Origin of the sequence: Bacillus cereus, from assembly GCF_002567495.1 — a bacterium.
In the GTDB taxonomy this organism is placed as follows: Bacteria; Bacillota; Bacilli; order Bacillales; family Bacillaceae_G; genus Bacillus_A; species Bacillus_A cereus_AQ.
In genome coordinates, this window is sequence record NZ_NVAP01000012.1 from 71,826 (window position 1) to 87,764 (window position 15,939).

A 15,939-nucleotide genomic window follows, 5' to 3' on the forward strand; every position below is an offset into this window, starting at 1 on the left:
TTCACACAAAGTGAACTCGCCTTTTTCTAAAAAATATTTCCAAGTCTATTTTTCTATCCTAACTAATGTTCTTTCCGGAATACATAATTCATCTATATTAAAATGATTTATTTTTAATTTCAATTCTCCTACTCGTTCCTGATCTTCATCACCAACCCAACAACTAAATAATTCAAAATAGTCTCCATCTTTCAAATACCCTTCCATAATCTTGCATAAAGTTAAAAGTTTTTCTTTCGCGGCTTTCTTTTCCTTTAAGTTTTGCCACTCGACAAGTTCAATTCCCCAATTAGTTGAAATCTCATATGTATAGGTTGTTTGGAATTGATACTCTTGTACAATTTCAAGCATACTTTCATCTGAAAAACACGGTCCAAAAACAATTACATCATTAGATTCTGGATCCGTTAATGGAATTTCTACGTTACAGCCTATATAACTTGCTAAACTCATTTTATATTCCTCCAATATTCGTATAAAAAATACTTCATAGTATATTTGTTTACTCAAATATAAAATCCCTGCCTAAATTAAAAACTTTTAAATTTTTTAGTTTATTAACCATCTATAACTAAAAACATATACTATGATGAACGAACTCACAAAACGCAAGAAAAGAGAGCATTTATAATGCTCTCTTTTCTTACATACACTATGAAACTTAACCAAGCTGAATCAATGGTTTTTATTACATATACTTAGGTTGTACTATTATATGTAACTCTCTCTCTGTATCCGCTTTTTTCGGATGACGAAAATAATTAAGTTCGTACTTTAACACTTTATACTCAACCATCCCGATTTTAATTCCTTTCGTTTCTTTTAATATAGCTAATAAATCACTTACATTTTCATCATATAACTCGAAAATTTTCGCGCCGCCCTCTCCCTGAAAGATTACTTTCATATATTCTCCCCACCTTAATTTATTGATGTGGTAAATGACACATTTAAAGCGATTTATTCTTTATCCTAAAATTTTCACAACAAAAAGAACATCCTTTCCAATCGAATGCTCAGCTTTTTACTAACTATCCATTTTAAATATTTATTCAAAGACATTCTATGTATTATTTTTCAAATTATGTTCGATATCCATTATAAAAGAGTAAATATATTTAATAAACTTGCATAATGAAAACAGTATAATATCAACTTTCATTGAAATAATTATAACCCTCTTTAAATTCCGCCTATAATTTTCCATTGTAATTCTTAATATTTAAATGTAATATTGTATTGTCTTACTATCTATTTATAACTCACACACTAATTAGAAACGGGAACTCTATATGAGTTCCCGTTTCTAATTATGATTACAGTCATTATTTCTTTTCTAGAAATTCAAATGTACCTTTAAATTCTTTATCGTTAACCTTGATATCAGCATCTTTCAATAAATCATTGACTACTTGTTGTTTCCATTTACCTGTTGTATCTTGTAGTCTTTGCTGTTCTAAATCTTTACGAATTTTATCCTTTACTTCATCAAATGGTTTCAATTCTTTTTTATCAGTCACTTTAATAATATGGTAACCATAAGATGTTTTTACTGGCTCACTCACTTGTCCTGCATCTAATTTATATGCAGCTTCCTCAAATTCTTTCACTGTCTGCCCAGGAGCAAAACCAGATATTTCCCCGCCCTGTTCCTTTGAACCAGTATCTTCTGAATACTGTTTTGCTAAGGCAGCAAAATCTTCACCATTATTAACTTTCTCTTTTACTTCTTTAGCAGTTTTTTCATCTTTTACTAAAATGTGACTTACCTTTATTTCTGGTTTATAGTTATCTTTCACATCTTTCTCTGTAACAGTCGCTTTAATCGCTTTCTCAAATGCAATTTCTGGTTTCATTTTCTCTTTTAATTCATCTTCGTTTTTCAATCCAACTTGCTCTAAAGTCGATTTAAAATTGTCACCCATTTTATCTTTTGCTTCTTTTACTTGTTTTTGCGCTTCCTCATCTGAAACTTTATATTTATCTAGTAATGCCTTATTTAACATCATTTGATATAAAGTACTTTCTCCATATTTTTGTCGCAATTCTTTACTTAACTCTTTCTCTGAAACATTTCCGATTTTTGATGTTACTACATTGTCTGAGGAACCACATGCAGATAATACTAGCATCACGCATGAAATAATCGTTCCAATAAATATCTTTTTCTTTTTCAATTCAAATACCTCACTTTTATCATTATGCAAAATTAACTATACACAGTCATTGTGAAAACAGTGTGTTTTCTGCATGTAATTCATTTCATATAAGTTGACTATGTATCATGTATTTTCATTTTTAAACATAAAGAGTCTTCTTACTATACATAGTAAGAAGACTCTTTACATACTCCTCAAAAACAATATAGCAGCTATATAATTACTTAATTATTACATGTTCTTCAGGTATCCAACTATTTTGCCCGATATCTACCGCATTCCCCACTCTACCCCATACTCGAAAAGGTGTCGATCCATCTATATTTCCTTTATAATTTATACATTCGGGCTCTTCATAATAATTTACTCCATAGCCGACAGGATATTTCGCAGTTGCATAAAACCATTTCACATCAAAATGTTTTAAATATGCCCACTGCTTATCGTTCCCTAAACAAATCATATCTTGCTCACCGCCCCCCCAATAACCTGCCAAAATTAAATATGGGATTTTCTGAGTGAGTGCACCTGTAAATTGAGGATTCGTAGGATTTTCATATAAATTTATTCCGTATCCATCAGGATATTTCGAAGCTGCAATACCAATGCCATTCGGTTGCTGTGTAAACACTATGTTAGATTGATTTTCTTGGTTCGAATCTATAAACCAAGAAAGTGACTTATTTCCTACTAATCGATTCAGATCACATTTCCCAATCCCAGGAACATTCCCTGAATCCGTATATTGCCAAATATCACATGGATATGCTGGTTTATTCCCTCCATAACGAGGGATCCATACGAAATCAGCTTCAATATTACGTGCTCCAAATGATAAATACGTGTGATGCCCTACATATAACCCTACTTTTTCCGCACCTAAACGGTGTAATTCATCAATAAATGCCTGTGTCCCACCTTGCATATCTACCATTGTCTGAACCTCTACGTCCGCCACCCAAAACTTAGCAGATTTATCACCACGATTCCAAAAATCTTGTGCCTCTTTCTTTGCATCAGCAATAGATATAAAACGGCAAAAGGCATAATTACCAAAGGGGATACTATGATTTTTCATTTCACTAACATAATTTTGATACATAAAATCCACCGTATTCGAGCCATCTTGAACTCTAGCTATCACTAAATCTAGCTGAGATGCCGCAATATCCCAATTGATAGTTCCATTCCATTTTGAAATATCTACAATATAACCCATACATTCCAGCTCCTTTTTAATGCCCTATTCATAGCTTGTTTTATTGTAAGCCTCATCTCCCTAAAACTAGCTATCTATAATATAAATAAAGAGAATCTTTACTGTTTTTCAAAATATATTCTCTTTCAGAAATATTTCTATTAACTTTAACATGTATGCCGCATAAAACATTCGAAATACACCTTACTATTCATTTGTTATGTAGCCTCATCATATCAGTTAAGGTATCGATTATTTTTTACGGATAGTAGAAAAAATTGCCCTACATTATTAAATTAAAACTTCCAGTATCAATTCCCTTTCAACTAAAAAAAATTCATCCCTCATTTTCTATATATTCTTAAGTCAAAATTACTATCTTTACATGCTGATTTTTAGAAAAACTTTAATTAGCGGGCGATTTGTTCATCACCTACTAATCGCTAACTTACAATTAGCTAGAAAAAATGACTTTGGTGCATATAAAAAGACATTTTCTATTAATGAAAATGTCTTTTTGCAGTTTAATAAAATAACTTTGGTGCTAAATCTGCGTTTTGTAATTTTTGGTTTTCACTGCTCATAACGCAATTTGTGGAAAATAAAATTGGGATACCACAAATCTCATCCTGCATGACATCATGAAATACATTTGCAGCAACACCTGTAAACGTTTGACATAGATTTGAAATATCGTCATTAAAAAATTGAATCACTTCCGCTTTAAAAACTGGAAAGACAACGTTCGATCCACCAGGGAACTGAGGCTGTACCACAACTTGATCAAAATACGGATTACTTTCTAGTGCTACTAAAAATAAATGTGCAATTTCAAATGCATCTAGTGGACAAGGAGTTGGATTTACAATTTGATTTTCATTATTCGTTACAATAACTGTCACACTTACATTCCCAAATTCTACAAAAGATTTTAGAAGCGTTGCTAATGCTATCGCTTTTTCATTACTTAACGCATGCACTAAAATAATAAAATTCCCGCCAACTGGAATAAGTGGACCAACTGTAACAGTTGGATCAGCACCTATTGAGTTTACTAATTCATTAAAATATGTGATCCACGGCGGTGAAAGTTGAGGTTGAGCTTGTACATTTTCTTGCATTCTTTTCTTACCTCCTCATACAATTCTCACTACCATAATATGTATGAAGGCAAAAAATGCATTAGATAAACAACTCATTTTTCATATTATATTAATGAAACATTTCATATAGTATTCTCAGCTTTTTTCATATATTTAAGTACTTATATGGTCATGAGGCTCTATATTATAATCAACTTAACTAAGATTTCATATTATATAAATACACCTTAATAATCATTTAAATAAAAAGGTGACGCATATATATTGTGAAATATTAGGAGCTGATTTCGTGAAAAAAAAACCTATCGTATTTAAAGTTCCACCGAATTCAAAACTAAAAATCACATTTTTCGGTCCTTGTAACGAAGTAATTACAAATAGATCTATAATTAATCAACTATGCACCCCTAAATGTCAAACTATCACGCAATATCCAGACTTTAAGAAATATATAACGGAAGTACGATCATTATCCCGTTGTTAGTCCGCATAATGCACGATTTTCACAACTTTGTTACCTAAAATAACTAAGAAAGAAAATAATTACATTCCTAGACTAAAATTACTCATTTCATGATATTCCATTGATAATTTATTGATTCTTTACACGTTTTCATTAAATGAGCATATATTATCGTATGGAGATTATCCACTCATAAAACCTATCTTTCTTTGGAGCATACTTTTTATGTATGCTCTTTTTTTATATATTCGTCATCCATCTCATAAATTTCCCTTCTAAATAAGCCAACAATATATTAAAATTCTTTATATACTCAAGGAGGTCAAATATGTTCAAGTTACATCCAATACTACTCATCTTAGGATTGATTTTGTTTTTATATAGTGTAATCGCCTTTATGTTATTCTTTTCAGTGTATTAGCATTACCTACTCAAACCTATTTTCAAATATGTAATTTCTATATAGTAAAGAAAAAAAGTGATTATACGAGCTTTCACAACCATGTTACTTATTTCGTATGATTCTGTTTATTACCCGAAGAAGGCCGAAGCTCCTACAAATTAAACTATACTTAACCTATTTACTTATATATTTTAGAAAAACAATAACAATCCCCCCACCATCTGGTAAGGGGATTAACTAAACCTACTAAAAAACATTTAATGATCTGTTTTATTTAATTGGCGAAGGAAATCTTGCTGCTTCAAAGTGAACCGTATTTAAACCATTAACATTTTGTACAATTACGCCTGCAATACTACTTTCCGCAAAAATTTCAACTAAATCTCCTGCTTCTAATTGAAGAATAGAAGTTACTGAAACATCATTATTAAAAAATACTCCTGCCCCAAAGAAATCATTATCTATCGCTATTGCTGGATTTCCATTTATACGAATTTCTACTCTAGCTCTGTAATTCACATTAAAATCATTTGGAGAAAATGTTATATTTCCTAATACACTATATACCCCTCTAGTCTTCGGCGTAAAAGTGGATGTTACTGGATTATATTCATTTGCTAAATCAAATTGTTCATTTTGAAATAATACTTTAACAGACGTATTTGCTAGAACAGGTTGATTAACTGTATTCACAGCCCTAAATGCAGACGCCCTTACAAGCTCCTCTTTCTTATCATCACAACACTTCACCTTTACATATTCCCTATCACATTGACTACTTTTCCTACAACAACTATGATTTTTCTTTGTTGAATCTTTACAATACTTAGACGTAGTAAGTCCCCCTTTTCATTTATTATTACATTCTATGTAAGACTGATTAGAAAAGCGTGGACGAGCTTTTACTATTATTAATAAAAAAATCCCCACCTTTTTGGTGAGGTTTTTTAAACTGCTATTAACTTTTTGTTTACCTACTTTATTTAATAGGAGAAGGAAATCTTGCACCTTCAAAATGTGCACCATCTTCTGTCGCACTTAAAACTCCATCTATGCTGCTTTGTGCATAAACCTCAACTTGATCTCCTTCATTCAATTGAATTATAGTCGAAACACTTACTGCATTTCCAAAACCTATTGGACCAAAAAAGTCATTATCTATAGCTATTGCCGCATTACCGTTCACACGAATTTCTACCCGTGCTCTATAATTTAAAGTCGGATCGTTAGGAAAGAAACCAATCGTTCCAATAATAGAATATACTCCTTTAGTCTTCGGCGTAAAAATAGATGTTGCTGGATTATACTCATTCGCTAAATCAAATTGTTCATTTTGGAATAACACTTTCACAAAAGTATTCGCAGGAACATTTTGATCCACAGTACTTCTAGCTCTAAATGCTGATGCTCTAACAAGATTGTCCTTGTTATCATGACACTTACCAGTGTTCTTACGACAATCGTGATGCTTCTTTTTATACTCCTTACAATACTTACAGTAGTAATAGCAAGACATACTAGTTCCCCTTTCAAACTTATTACTACATATTATGTAAGGCTGATTTATAACGTTTGGACTAGCTATTTTTATTGCTCATAAGGGTGCTCTTTGCACCCTTATTTATATACACAAATTGTTTCCTTTCTATTTATAAACTGTATACAGTCCCATACGGAATAGTAAGAAAAGAACTTCCGTATGGTGTAACATGATGTACTGGGTAAAAATACTCTACGGATGAATAATATGGTGGTACACCTTGCTGCTGCATTTGTTGTTGCATCTGCAATGCTTGTTGAATAGCTTGGATTGTACTTTGTGCTCCACTATACGTTATAGATGTACCATAAGCTGGTCGTAAGCCAGCTTGAGAATTAAAATATGAATAAAACATGGTTTTCAACTCACTTCCGTATAAATTATTTTATGATTCGTTATTGCAGTGGGTACTATAAATCTAGTCCGCTCGCTTATATTCAAATAACAAAATAAAAAAGTAGCTGCTAGACTACTTTGAATTCTTCTTATCACCAAATGAAATGATATACATATTCTCCCCTTACACGCTCATCAATCCCAGCGACCCTAACGAACCTCAGTAAATCCGCCCCTTGAAGAAAATATACCGAAATCGTAACCGGTACTTGTGACCACATGAATTGATAAAGCTCATTTACTCTCTGATTCGTCGTAACAATTAAATCATTTACAGGTCCATGATTCCATGCAGAGGTTTGAACTGAAGTGAAAGAAAGGTCTTTCCCATTAACCACTATTCTTGCCACGCTTTGAGTTATGTCCACAATAATCCCCTCCACCATTCCAAAAATTGGACCTGTTTTTTTGTTCATATTATTATAAATATTCTTGACTGTAATAAATGTTTAAGGCAAACCCCTAATAAAGTGAAACTTTATTAGGGGTTTTGTTCATCCCCCACTGATTATAAGCCCTCACCAATCGGGCTTTTACGAGCAGCCCGCCCCCACCTAACTTCTTTGCTTCCGCTGAATTTTGAGGTGGGGGTCTGACTGCCCGTTAATGCGGGATAAAATTTTTTTATTAATATCCCTTAATTTCCATTACAATCATATAATTTCTATCTAACCTTATTCAATTTTTTTAATTAAAATAAAAAGACATCCTAATTAGATGTCCTTTACTCATCTTTTACTACATTTCTACTATTAAAATAGCAACGCCAAATCCGATACATACCAATCCTATCAATATGAATAGCAATCGGAATCCCCATAAATCACTAATTATATCTACAATGCGCACCAGCACTAAAATTATAAAATCTTTAATTCCACTGAAACCATGTTCCTTTGTCTCTCTGATTCCATCAATTACAGTTAGGCAAACAATAAAAATACCTAAACCAATTAACATAAAACCTAATACAAGCATTCATATATCCTCTATTTTCTTTTATCTCGCATTAACGAACACTTCCACATTAAAATTCAGTACATACGAGAAAGTTAGGTGAAAAATTAACTAACTGTAAAACCTGATTAGTGTGCGCTAATAATTAGAGGGAGGTGGTCCACTCTTCACTTTATATTATCATGAAAGGATATGGAGCTTCGGGGTTATTTCTTTGTAAAATAAAAAAGCACCCAACTTAGATGCCCTTTACTTATCTTTCTCCATATATTCTTTAATCTTTCGTTCTTCCCATTCTTTTCCGAATATCCCAATTGGAAAAGTTGTCAAGCCGTGTATAACAATACCTATTCCCCAACCTCCAAGTGGATATAAAAACCATAATTTACTTGAATCCGAGGTTACATTTATAAAAAAAAGCATCAGATTGATTAGTATGTAGATGGTTAAATGAATGTAAAATGCTTTTAAATTCTCCACCCTTTTTTTAGCTCGTAAGTAATTATCATCTCGCTCCATCTTTAAACACCACTTTCATTATATAGATACTTTCTCGAAAGCTTAGTGATAACGCCAAAATACAGCGATATCACGGAATCTTTCTTAATCATTCTATGCTTGATATTACTTAATATGTTTAACATGGATTTTCTATACAACGACGAAAAAGCACCTATTATGGATGCTTTAGCCCACGTACTCTTCGATTTCATTCCGTTCCTCCCCTCCAATTTATTTATCTTCACAATCACATTCGTGTAGATCACCACTGCATTCATTACAAATGCATTCACAAAATCCACTTTCTTAATAACACTGCACGGAATATTCGATTGATGAGTTTGTCATTTCGTTACCTCCCAATTAGCGCCTTTGTTCAATTTAGTTATTTTCTTGTATAATAAAAGTTAATTAATCTAGAAGGGACTGAATTATGCACAGATATCAATATTTTTAATCTACCTATCACTACAACATAACGGAGGTAAAAGTATTGATTACAGAACTACACACACAGAGATTATATTTAAGGCAAATGCATGAATCTGATTCATTAAGTATGTTTAAAATATGGTCTGATCCTGATGTTATTAAATTCATGAATATAAGTAACTTCACTGATGAAAATCAAGCAAAAGATATGATTCATTTCCTTAACGAACTCGCTCAAAATAATAAAGCTATACGTTTTACTATTATTGAAAAAGAATCTAATCAAATTATCGGTTCATGTGGTTATAATTCCTTAGATTTTGAAAACATTTTGGGGTAAAGGATATGCACCTGAAGCAATATCCTCTTTATTAGATTATGCTTTTACACATCTGAAACTATATCGTGTTGAAGCAAAAATTGAGCCTGAAAATGTGAATTCCATAAAAGTATTAGAAAAATTAAACTTTACTTTTGAAGGGACGCTGAGAAAGAGTGAAAAATCAGCTGGGAATCTTATCGATTTAAATATCTATTCGAAATTAATAACCGATTAATTTTAGTCCCTCTGCCCATACTCTATCAAAGTGTGGTCTTCTTTAGTTTCTGTATAAAATTCAAAAATTTGACACAATCCTAGAAAAAGCTTATAAAGAAAAGTGAGGTTCCGTTATTTTCATACTTAGTAGCGTAGTCATGTTACATACAATTTAAAATACATTTTTATAAGTGTGAACGAACCACAAAACTAAAAAACAAATAATAAGTTTGCAACATATTTGCAAATACGAATTTTGTATATAAATTCGTGTGATATTGAAAGGAGTTTTACTTATGAAAGAAATTAAAACAGAACAAGAATTCAAAGACATCATCGCAAGTGAGGAGCCAGTAATTGTTAAGTTCTTTACTACATGGTGTCCAGATTGTGTTCGCATGGACAACTTTATCGGAGATGTAATGGAAGAGTTCAATAAATTTGAATGGTATTCTATTAATAAAGATGAGTTTCCAAGTATCGCTGAAGAGTATCAAGTAATGGGTATTCCAAGTTTACTTGTATACCAAAATGGTGAGAAACTAGGCCACTTACATAGTGCTAACGCAAAAACTGAAGAGCAAGTTACTGAGTTTTTAGAAGCATACTAAAATGAAAACCCTCTGAAACATATTTTTCAGAGGGTTTTCATCATTTTTCACAAGTATCTTTCGAATTTGTTTCGCCACTTCCCTTTTGTTTTTCCATTTTATTTAACGGATTATGAATCCCATTGATTATTTATTTGTCATCTATGTTCATAAAAAAACCCTCATTTAATCCATCGTATCCTTTAAAAGTCAATATTAATAATTTAGAAATAGGATAATCCTTCATATTTTCATCGTTTAATGAATTGCATCCAGTGATTATAAGAATAATACATAGTAAGAAACGTATTCATTTCTTCATCCATCTACTCTCCTATCTCTTTCATAGTAAATAAACTCCAATTAAGTTCACACCCTCACTTTGTACTTTTCAACATATTTTTCCTTCACGAAACTTTGTTATCCCCTTCTTAAAAAGCTATAAAACGTCAACAATGTTTGTATAGACCCACACGACTTTCGTTTGATACTCTATATATAGAAAGAAATTCCTTTAAAGAAAGGTGAGTGATTAAAATGGATACTCTTTCTCATAAAGAAGCTGATAAAGGTGCTATTGTCAGCATCCTGGCCTACATATTTTTATCCTCTATGAAAATCATCATCAGTTATATTACCCTCTCTAGCGCATTACGTGCGGACGGTTTAAATAACTTAACGGATATCGGTGCTTCTTTGGCCATATTAATTGGACTAAAAATATCTCGTAAACCTCGTGACCCAGATCATCCATATGGGCATTCACGTGCAGAACAAATCGCATCACTTGTTGCTTCTTTTATTATGGCAACAGTCGGATTAGAAGTTGTTATTAGTGCCATTCAATCTTTCTTCAATCCGAAACAAACAGCGCCTAACGTACTCGCTGCATGGGTCGCTTTATTTTCGGCTGTCGTTATGTACTTTGTGTATTTGTATACGAAAAAAATTGCAGCGCGAACAAACAGTAAATCATTAGAAGCTGCTGCAAAGGATAATTTATCAGATGCACTCGTAAGTATTGGTACTGTAGTAGGTATTGTCGGTTCTCAGTTCCAAATGCCTATTTTAGATCCGATTGCCGCTTTAATTGTCGGCCTTATTATTTGTAAAACTGCGTGGGATATTTTCGTAGAAGCTTCTCATATGCTAACTGATGGAATTGATCCTGATAAAATGGAAGAATATGCTGATGCTATTGAGCATATTGGCGGTGTGGAAAACATTGTAGATATTAGAGCTCGTATGTATGGGAATCAAACGTACGTTGATATTACAATTGAGGTAGATGCTCATATGGATGTTGGAGAAAGTCACTGTATTACTGATAATATCGAAGCTATGCTCCGCAAAAAGTTTGGAATTTACCATGCACACATTCATGTTGAACCAATGAAAAAAGAACCTATTTTGACATAGGTTCTTTTTTTATGAACGTTTTATGAAATATAACACATAAAACGAGCCAGCTACCGCCAGCTGCCCACCCTGCTAATATGTCAGATGGATAGTGCACGCCAAGATATATTCGGCTAACTGAAATAGATAATACAACAAAGCTTGCTATAAGAATAATTAATAACTTTTTATGCAACGAAATACGCTCTTCAGTAATTGTGACGTATGCAATAAATCCTAAAAAAGCAGTAGCATTCATCGTATGACCGCTCGGAAAACTATATCCAGTTGCAGTAACCAGCTGCGTGACATCAGGTCTTGCTCGTTCGTACCATAGTTTAAGCATACTGTTTAAATAACGAGATCCGTAGTAATTAATTGTTAGAAGTAACGCACTAAGCAACTTTTTTCTAACGAGAAAATACATTACAAGAATAATGAGTAACGGAAAATATATTCTTTTGGAACCGATAAAAGACACCCAAGTAAAATAGGTCGTCAAATAATCGTTTCGAAAGCCTTGAATAAAATGTGCGACTATATTGTCAAATTTCTCAATACAAGCGGTATGATACGAAAGTGATAATACGACAAAACAAATGAGTAACGTAAAACTTAACAAGTATAAATGTCGATATCGTTTCACATACATAACCTCACTATGCAAAAAAATGGAGCGGTTGTTTTAGTTTTCCTCTCCATTTCTTTTTTATGCATAGTTTATTAAAAAATATAATTGTTAATTTTTTGCTTCATCTCAGGGATATCTTCTCTTGTTACAGTAAAACGAATAACCTTCTCATCAAGATCAAGCGCTTCAGCGAATAAACCAGCTAATCCACGTGATTTTCTATCTACTTCCATAATAATTTCTAATCGGTCGTAAGCGCGTGGCAAGATTAATAATTCTAATTCATCTAATTTCCCATAGTACTCTTCAGAAACAGGAATAAATTCAAATTCTTGCGCAAATGGAACTTGCTTACGTAATCGATGCGGTAATTCTTCACATTCTATATGACGCGCTTTAAAACCTAATTGATGTACACTATCTAATACACTATTCAATAGTGCATTTGGCAACACTTGAACGTAGTCACGGTCACTTGGGTCTATACTACGTTTAATATCAAGACCTGTATGAATCCAAACCGTTTTCATACCAAGAGTAAGCGGTGCTTCAATTGGCATTGGAAACGAAAATGGAATTTCAACTTTTTCATTTGGTTCTACAGAAAAAGGTTCTGTTAAACGAACTCGCTCTAAATCATACGTTGCTGTTACTTTTTTATCATCCACTTCTCGTACGTACGATGTCGATAATGTTAAGTAAATGCTTTCAATTTGTTGGCTAACTGAACCTCCAGTTATATGAACCTTTCCAACTATTTCTTCCCCAACAATATACTCATCTTTTTCAAGAACAGTATCTACTTTTGCACTACCGATACCAACGCTTGCTAAAAACTTTTGAAACATGGAGTCTCCATCCTTTCTAAAGCAGAAGCTACATCTTGTTTTAAATCTTGTACATTCTCATAGTACGGCGTTTTTATTTGTAACATTCGCATAAGTATTTCGCGATTATAATTTTCCAAAGTTAACTCTTCATACCATGGTTTTTCTTGTTTTTCAATAGATTCATATCCTGCATATAATAAAAATAATGAGAAATGACCGAGCGCATAAAAGTCGCTACGAAAGTGAACCTCTCGCATCAAAGCTTGTTCACCTTCGTAAGTTGTAGCTCGCTCATCACCCTCACCTTTCAATTTAGCCAATCCAAAATCAATAATACTAATTTGATTTTCTTTCATTAATATGTTTGGAATGCGTAAATCTCGGTGAATAATGCCTTTACTATGGAACACCGATACAATTTCTAATATTTCATATAAAATTTCAAACACTTCACGTTCTGTATATACATACCCATCTATGAAAATATAATCTTCGAAATTTTCACCAGGCATGTACTCCATCACAAAAAAGCTCTTTTTCTCCCATATGAAATGGTCATATAGACTAGGAATTGCATGATGATTTAATGTTTGTAACATCATTTTCTCTTGTTCAAATGATTTTCTACCAGACGCATATCTTTGTTTACTTTGTCTTAATTGTTTTAAGACTTTATATCTATTTATTTGTAAATCATTAACGACATATGTGACCCCATAACTGCCCATTCCAATTACTGATTCAATTTTATAACGTTCTGCAACGATTGTATTTTTTCGTAGTGGTCTATCAAATAAAGCTAGTACACGACGCCATTTCATCAGCTACTTGAAAAGAAGCTACGGCTTTTACGTTTTCTTTTATAATGTTGATGTCCATAACCAGATGAACGTCGTTTATAATCGCTACTTGAATACGAGCGCCCTTTACGACGATAATCACTACTTGAATACGAACGATATTTTTTCTTTCCTAATAAAGAATCAATAATTTTTTTGAACATCCCTTCACCTCTTGAGTAAAATTTTCTTTTAATTATACCAATAATTATCGTCTATATTTGTGACAGGTTTGTAAATAGTAAAAAACGACGAGTTAAGCCCGTCGTTACTTTCATTCATCCTCTTCATCAAAAACTTCATCAATCATGCATTTCTCTAGTAAATACTCGAATGTAATATCTGCGAGATCTTCAATTTCTTCTCGTTTCGGGACGTACCCTCTTTCAATTAGTTGCTCATAAAAAAACTCCGCAATCTCTTCCGTATCAATTACGACTTCAATTTCCTTCATGAGCATCACTCCTTTATTTCTGTTTTATGAAAAAATCTCAAAATTATGTATATGAGATTAGAAAAATAGTTTTTATTTTTTATAGGTCATATCATTTGGACAAGGTGCATACGATTGTAGTACAAGCTATTCAAAGGGGGAAATAATAATGGAAAATCAATATGAAGTAGGACAAACAAAAGAAGAGTTCATGCATGAAGATCAATGGGCAGACTCTCTTATAAAGTGGCTTTTTATTTTTTTAATAGTTGTAGGCATACCTTATACTGCATATGTTGTTGTTCAATTTATTCTCTCTTTCTAGTTAACTATTTTTTCTCTGTCAATTTAACTAAATAATTATGAACAACATCCATTACAATTTTATATTCTTCATCTTTAAATGTATCGAACAATAATTGATAATCGTTATAAATATCAAGTAACCCATCAATGATTTCTTGACGATTCGTCTTAACACTCACTTTTTTCGAGTTGTTAATTGACTTTAACTTTCCTAAATCTAATTTATTCATACCTGCTTTATCTTGTTTCATTTTCTTCAAAATTGCATTTGCCGTTTGAGCATTGGCAAGTAACGTTAAATCTGATTCATCCGCTTCTAACCATTCACCATCCGTAATCCGTGACAATTCATATATTGTATCTTCCCATGCGTCATTCTTATATCTCCATACTTCTGTACGAAAACCAACAATACGGAAAACATCTTTATCATACCCAGTTACTTGCACGAGATCACCAAACGTGAAATTATAATTTAATTCAATCCACTCCGTATCGCCCTTTTTCATATCTTGCTCAGTAACGTGCTGCAATGTTTGCTCTACATAAAATCCATCGTGATTATTGACTTCGTATACATAAACTCCATCTAAAACCTTCATATTTGTGATTTTCCCAACGGTTCCATATAGCGTAATCACGACTATGTCCCCTACGTTGTATTTAGGTTGTTTTTTTCTTGCCATCTCTATCTCTCCTTTTTTTGACGTCGTGATTTTGATAACAGTATATGCAACCTACATAAAAACGCTTATCACAGAAGCATATATTCATAAATTTTTTCAATAAAAAATATCATTTCATAAAAATTTATGTGAAACTCAAAAAAACGCTAGTAACTAGACTAGCTTCCAATCAATCAATTTCGTATAAAAAAACATACAGAATACTTCACTTTAAAAAAGTAATGTATTCTGTATGCTTTTAAATAGCTTTTATCTATCTTGTATGTATAAATCCCAGGCTTCATCAAATATAGACATACTTTCTAGCATTCCGCTCAACTCTAAGTATGAACTAATTTCATCATAGTCTTCAGATTGCTTCGGAAAACTTAAATCATCATACATCGCCTCTGCTAAATCTGAAATTTCATTTCTAAATAAAGCTGCACGATGCTTCATCATATAATGGTAAAATGTCTTTTTCAAAAATATTCCCTACCTTTCTAACTTGGGTACATTATACAAGGCAAAAAAGAAAAAAACCAGCATAAAAGCTG

General features: G+C 32.4%; 22 protein-coding genes and 1 pseudogene. 5 read left to right on the plus strand and 18 right to left on the minus strand.

The annotated features are described in order from the left end of the window. Positions 1–45: 45 nt before the first annotated feature. The 5 genes from COK05_RS06450 to COK05_RS06470 all read right to left on the minus strand — a co-directional run bounded on the left by COK05_RS06450 (position 46) and on the right by COK05_RS06470 (position 4,478). Positions 46–453: a hypothetical protein gene (locus tag COK05_RS06450; protein WP_098611919.1), complete on the minus strand. Its 408-nt coding sequence runs from the start codon at positions 451–453 to the stop codon at positions 46–48. Between the two features lie 235 nt (positions 454–688). Beyond that, on the minus strand, positions 689–907 hold the full coding sequence (locus COK05_RS06455; RefSeq protein ID WP_098611920.1) for a hypothetical protein: 219 nt from the start codon (positions 905–907) through the stop codon (positions 689–691). A 418-nt stretch (positions 908–1,325) separates the two neighbouring features. Continuing rightward, the gene (locus tag COK05_RS06460) at positions 1,326–2,177 is read right to left on the minus strand and encodes a peptidylprolyl isomerase PrsA (RefSeq protein ID WP_098611921.1); all 852 of its coding nucleotides are present in this window, start codon (positions 2,175–2,177) and stop codon (positions 1,326–1,328) included. A gap of 202 nt (positions 2,178–2,379) precedes the next feature. Then, the gene (locus COK05_RS06465) at positions 2,380–3,378 is read right to left on the minus strand and encodes a glycoside hydrolase family 25 protein (protein ID WP_098611922.1); all 999 of its coding nucleotides are present in this window, start codon (positions 3,376–3,378) and stop codon (positions 2,380–2,382) included. A gap of 503 nt (positions 3,379–3,881) precedes the next feature. Beyond that, positions 3,882–4,478 carry a hypothetical protein gene (locus COK05_RS06470; protein WP_098611923.1) on the minus strand — a complete coding sequence of 199 codons (597 nt, stop codon included), beginning with the start codon at positions 4,476–4,478 and terminating at the stop codon, positions 3,882–3,884. A 271-nt stretch (positions 4,479–4,749) separates the two neighbouring features. Here COK05_RS06470 and COK05_RS06475 point away from each other — a divergent pair, with 271 nt between their 5' ends. Beyond that, a complete protein-coding gene (locus tag COK05_RS06475) occupies positions 4,750–4,944 on the plus strand; it encodes a hypothetical protein (protein ID WP_098611924.1) in 195 nt (64 codons plus the stop codon). Positions 4,945–5,596: 652 nt separating this feature from the next. Here COK05_RS06475 and COK05_RS06480 read toward each other — a convergent pair. From COK05_RS06480 to COK05_RS06505, 6 genes are all read right to left on the minus strand, one after another. Next, on the minus strand, positions 5,597–6,076 hold the full coding sequence (locus COK05_RS06480; RefSeq protein WP_098611925.1) for an ABC transporter permease: 480 nt from the start codon (positions 6,074–6,076) through the stop codon (positions 5,597–5,599). A gap of 229 nt (positions 6,077–6,305) precedes the next feature. Next, the gene (locus COK05_RS06485) at positions 6,306–6,842 is read right to left on the minus strand and encodes a C1q-like domain-containing protein (protein WP_098611926.1); all 537 of its coding nucleotides are present in this window, start codon (positions 6,840–6,842) and stop codon (positions 6,306–6,308) included. Between the two features lie 133 nt (positions 6,843–6,975). After that, positions 6,976–7,221 carry a DUF3947 family protein gene (locus COK05_RS06490; RefSeq protein ID WP_098611927.1) on the minus strand — a complete coding sequence of 82 codons (246 nt, stop codon included), beginning with the start codon at positions 7,219–7,221 and terminating at the stop codon, positions 6,976–6,978. A 133-nt stretch (positions 7,222–7,354) separates the two neighbouring features. Next, positions 7,355–7,630: a hypothetical protein gene (locus COK05_RS06495; RefSeq protein WP_142346085.1), complete on the minus strand. Its 276-nt coding sequence runs from the start codon at positions 7,628–7,630 to the stop codon at positions 7,355–7,357. Between the two features lie 370 nt (positions 7,631–8,000). Continuing rightward, positions 8,001–8,240, minus strand: coding sequence for a hypothetical protein (locus COK05_RS06500; RefSeq protein ID WP_098611928.1), 240 nt, complete (start codon positions 8,238–8,240; stop codon positions 8,001–8,003). Positions 8,241–8,468: 228 nt separating this feature from the next. Beyond that, positions 8,469–8,738, minus strand: coding sequence for a 2TM domain-containing protein (locus COK05_RS06505; protein WP_098611929.1), 270 nt, complete (start codon positions 8,736–8,738; stop codon positions 8,469–8,471). 475 nt (positions 8,739–9,213) lie between these two features. Between COK05_RS06505 and COK05_RS06515 the strand changes: the two are divergent. From COK05_RS06515 to COK05_RS06525, 3 genes and pseudogenes are all read left to right on the plus strand, one after another. Then, positions 9,214–9,709 (plus strand): annotated as a pseudogene (locus tag COK05_RS06515) (GNAT family N-acetyltransferase). A gap of 277 nt (positions 9,710–9,986) precedes the next feature. After that, positions 9,987–10,301 carry a thioredoxin family protein gene (locus COK05_RS06520; RefSeq protein ID WP_098611931.1) on the plus strand — a complete coding sequence of 105 codons (315 nt, stop codon included), beginning with the start codon at positions 9,987–9,989 and terminating at the stop codon, positions 10,299–10,301. Between the two features lie 516 nt (positions 10,302–10,817). Then, positions 10,818–11,699 (plus strand): cation diffusion facilitator family transporter, encoded by an 882-nt coding sequence (locus COK05_RS06525; RefSeq protein ID WP_141538915.1) that lies wholly within the window; start codon positions 10,818–10,820, stop codon positions 11,697–11,699. Here COK05_RS06525 and COK05_RS06530 read toward each other — a convergent pair. The 5 genes from COK05_RS06530 to COK05_RS06550 all read right to left on the minus strand — a co-directional run bounded on the left by COK05_RS06530 (position 11,686) and on the right by COK05_RS06550 (position 14,432). Continuing rightward, the gene (locus tag COK05_RS06530; protein ID WP_141538917.1) at positions 11,686–12,324 is read right to left on the minus strand and encodes a phosphatase PAP2 family protein; all 639 of its coding nucleotides are present in this window, start codon (positions 12,322–12,324) and stop codon (positions 11,686–11,688) included. The genes COK05_RS06525 and COK05_RS06530 overlap by 14 nt on opposite strands. A gap of 77 nt (positions 12,325–12,401) precedes the next feature. Beyond that, positions 12,402–13,157: a sporulation protein gene (locus COK05_RS06535; RefSeq protein WP_098611933.1), complete on the minus strand. Its 756-nt coding sequence runs from the start codon at positions 13,155–13,157 to the stop codon at positions 12,402–12,404. Continuing rightward, entirely contained in the window at positions 13,139–13,960 is an 822-nt protein-coding gene (locus COK05_RS06540; RefSeq protein ID WP_098611934.1) for a serine/threonine protein kinase, read from the minus strand. The genes COK05_RS06535 and COK05_RS06540 overlap by 19 nt, the downstream gene beginning before the upstream one ends. Next, positions 13,960–14,142 carry a hypothetical protein gene (locus tag COK05_RS06545; protein WP_141538918.1) on the minus strand — a complete coding sequence of 61 codons (183 nt, stop codon included), beginning with the start codon at positions 14,140–14,142 and terminating at the stop codon, positions 13,960–13,962. Before COK05_RS06545 ends, COK05_RS06540 begins: the two co-directional genes overlap by 1 nt. A 110-nt stretch (positions 14,143–14,252) precedes the next feature. Next, entirely contained in the window at positions 14,253–14,432 is a 180-nt protein-coding gene (locus COK05_RS06550) for a YozD family protein (RefSeq protein ID WP_000658451.1), read from the minus strand. 148 nt (positions 14,433–14,580) lie between these two features. Here COK05_RS06550 and COK05_RS06555 point away from each other — a divergent pair, with 148 nt between their 5' ends. Further along, positions 14,581–14,736, plus strand: coding sequence for a DUF3930 family protein (locus tag COK05_RS06555; protein WP_000431486.1), 156 nt, complete (start codon positions 14,581–14,583; stop codon positions 14,734–14,736). 4 nt (positions 14,737–14,740) lie between these two features. Here the strand turns inward: COK05_RS06555 and COK05_RS06560 are convergent, their stop codons facing one another. Continuing rightward, complete coding sequence (locus COK05_RS06560) at positions 14,741–15,403, minus strand: hypothetical protein (protein WP_000101499.1); 663 nt, start codon at positions 15,401–15,403, stop codon at positions 14,741–14,743. Positions 15,404–15,652: 249 nt separating this feature from the next. After that, positions 15,653–15,868 (minus strand): YozE family protein, encoded by a 216-nt coding sequence (locus tag COK05_RS06565; RefSeq protein ID WP_000750717.1) that lies wholly within the window; start codon positions 15,866–15,868, stop codon positions 15,653–15,655. Between the last annotated feature and the right edge of the window lie 71 nt (positions 15,869–15,939).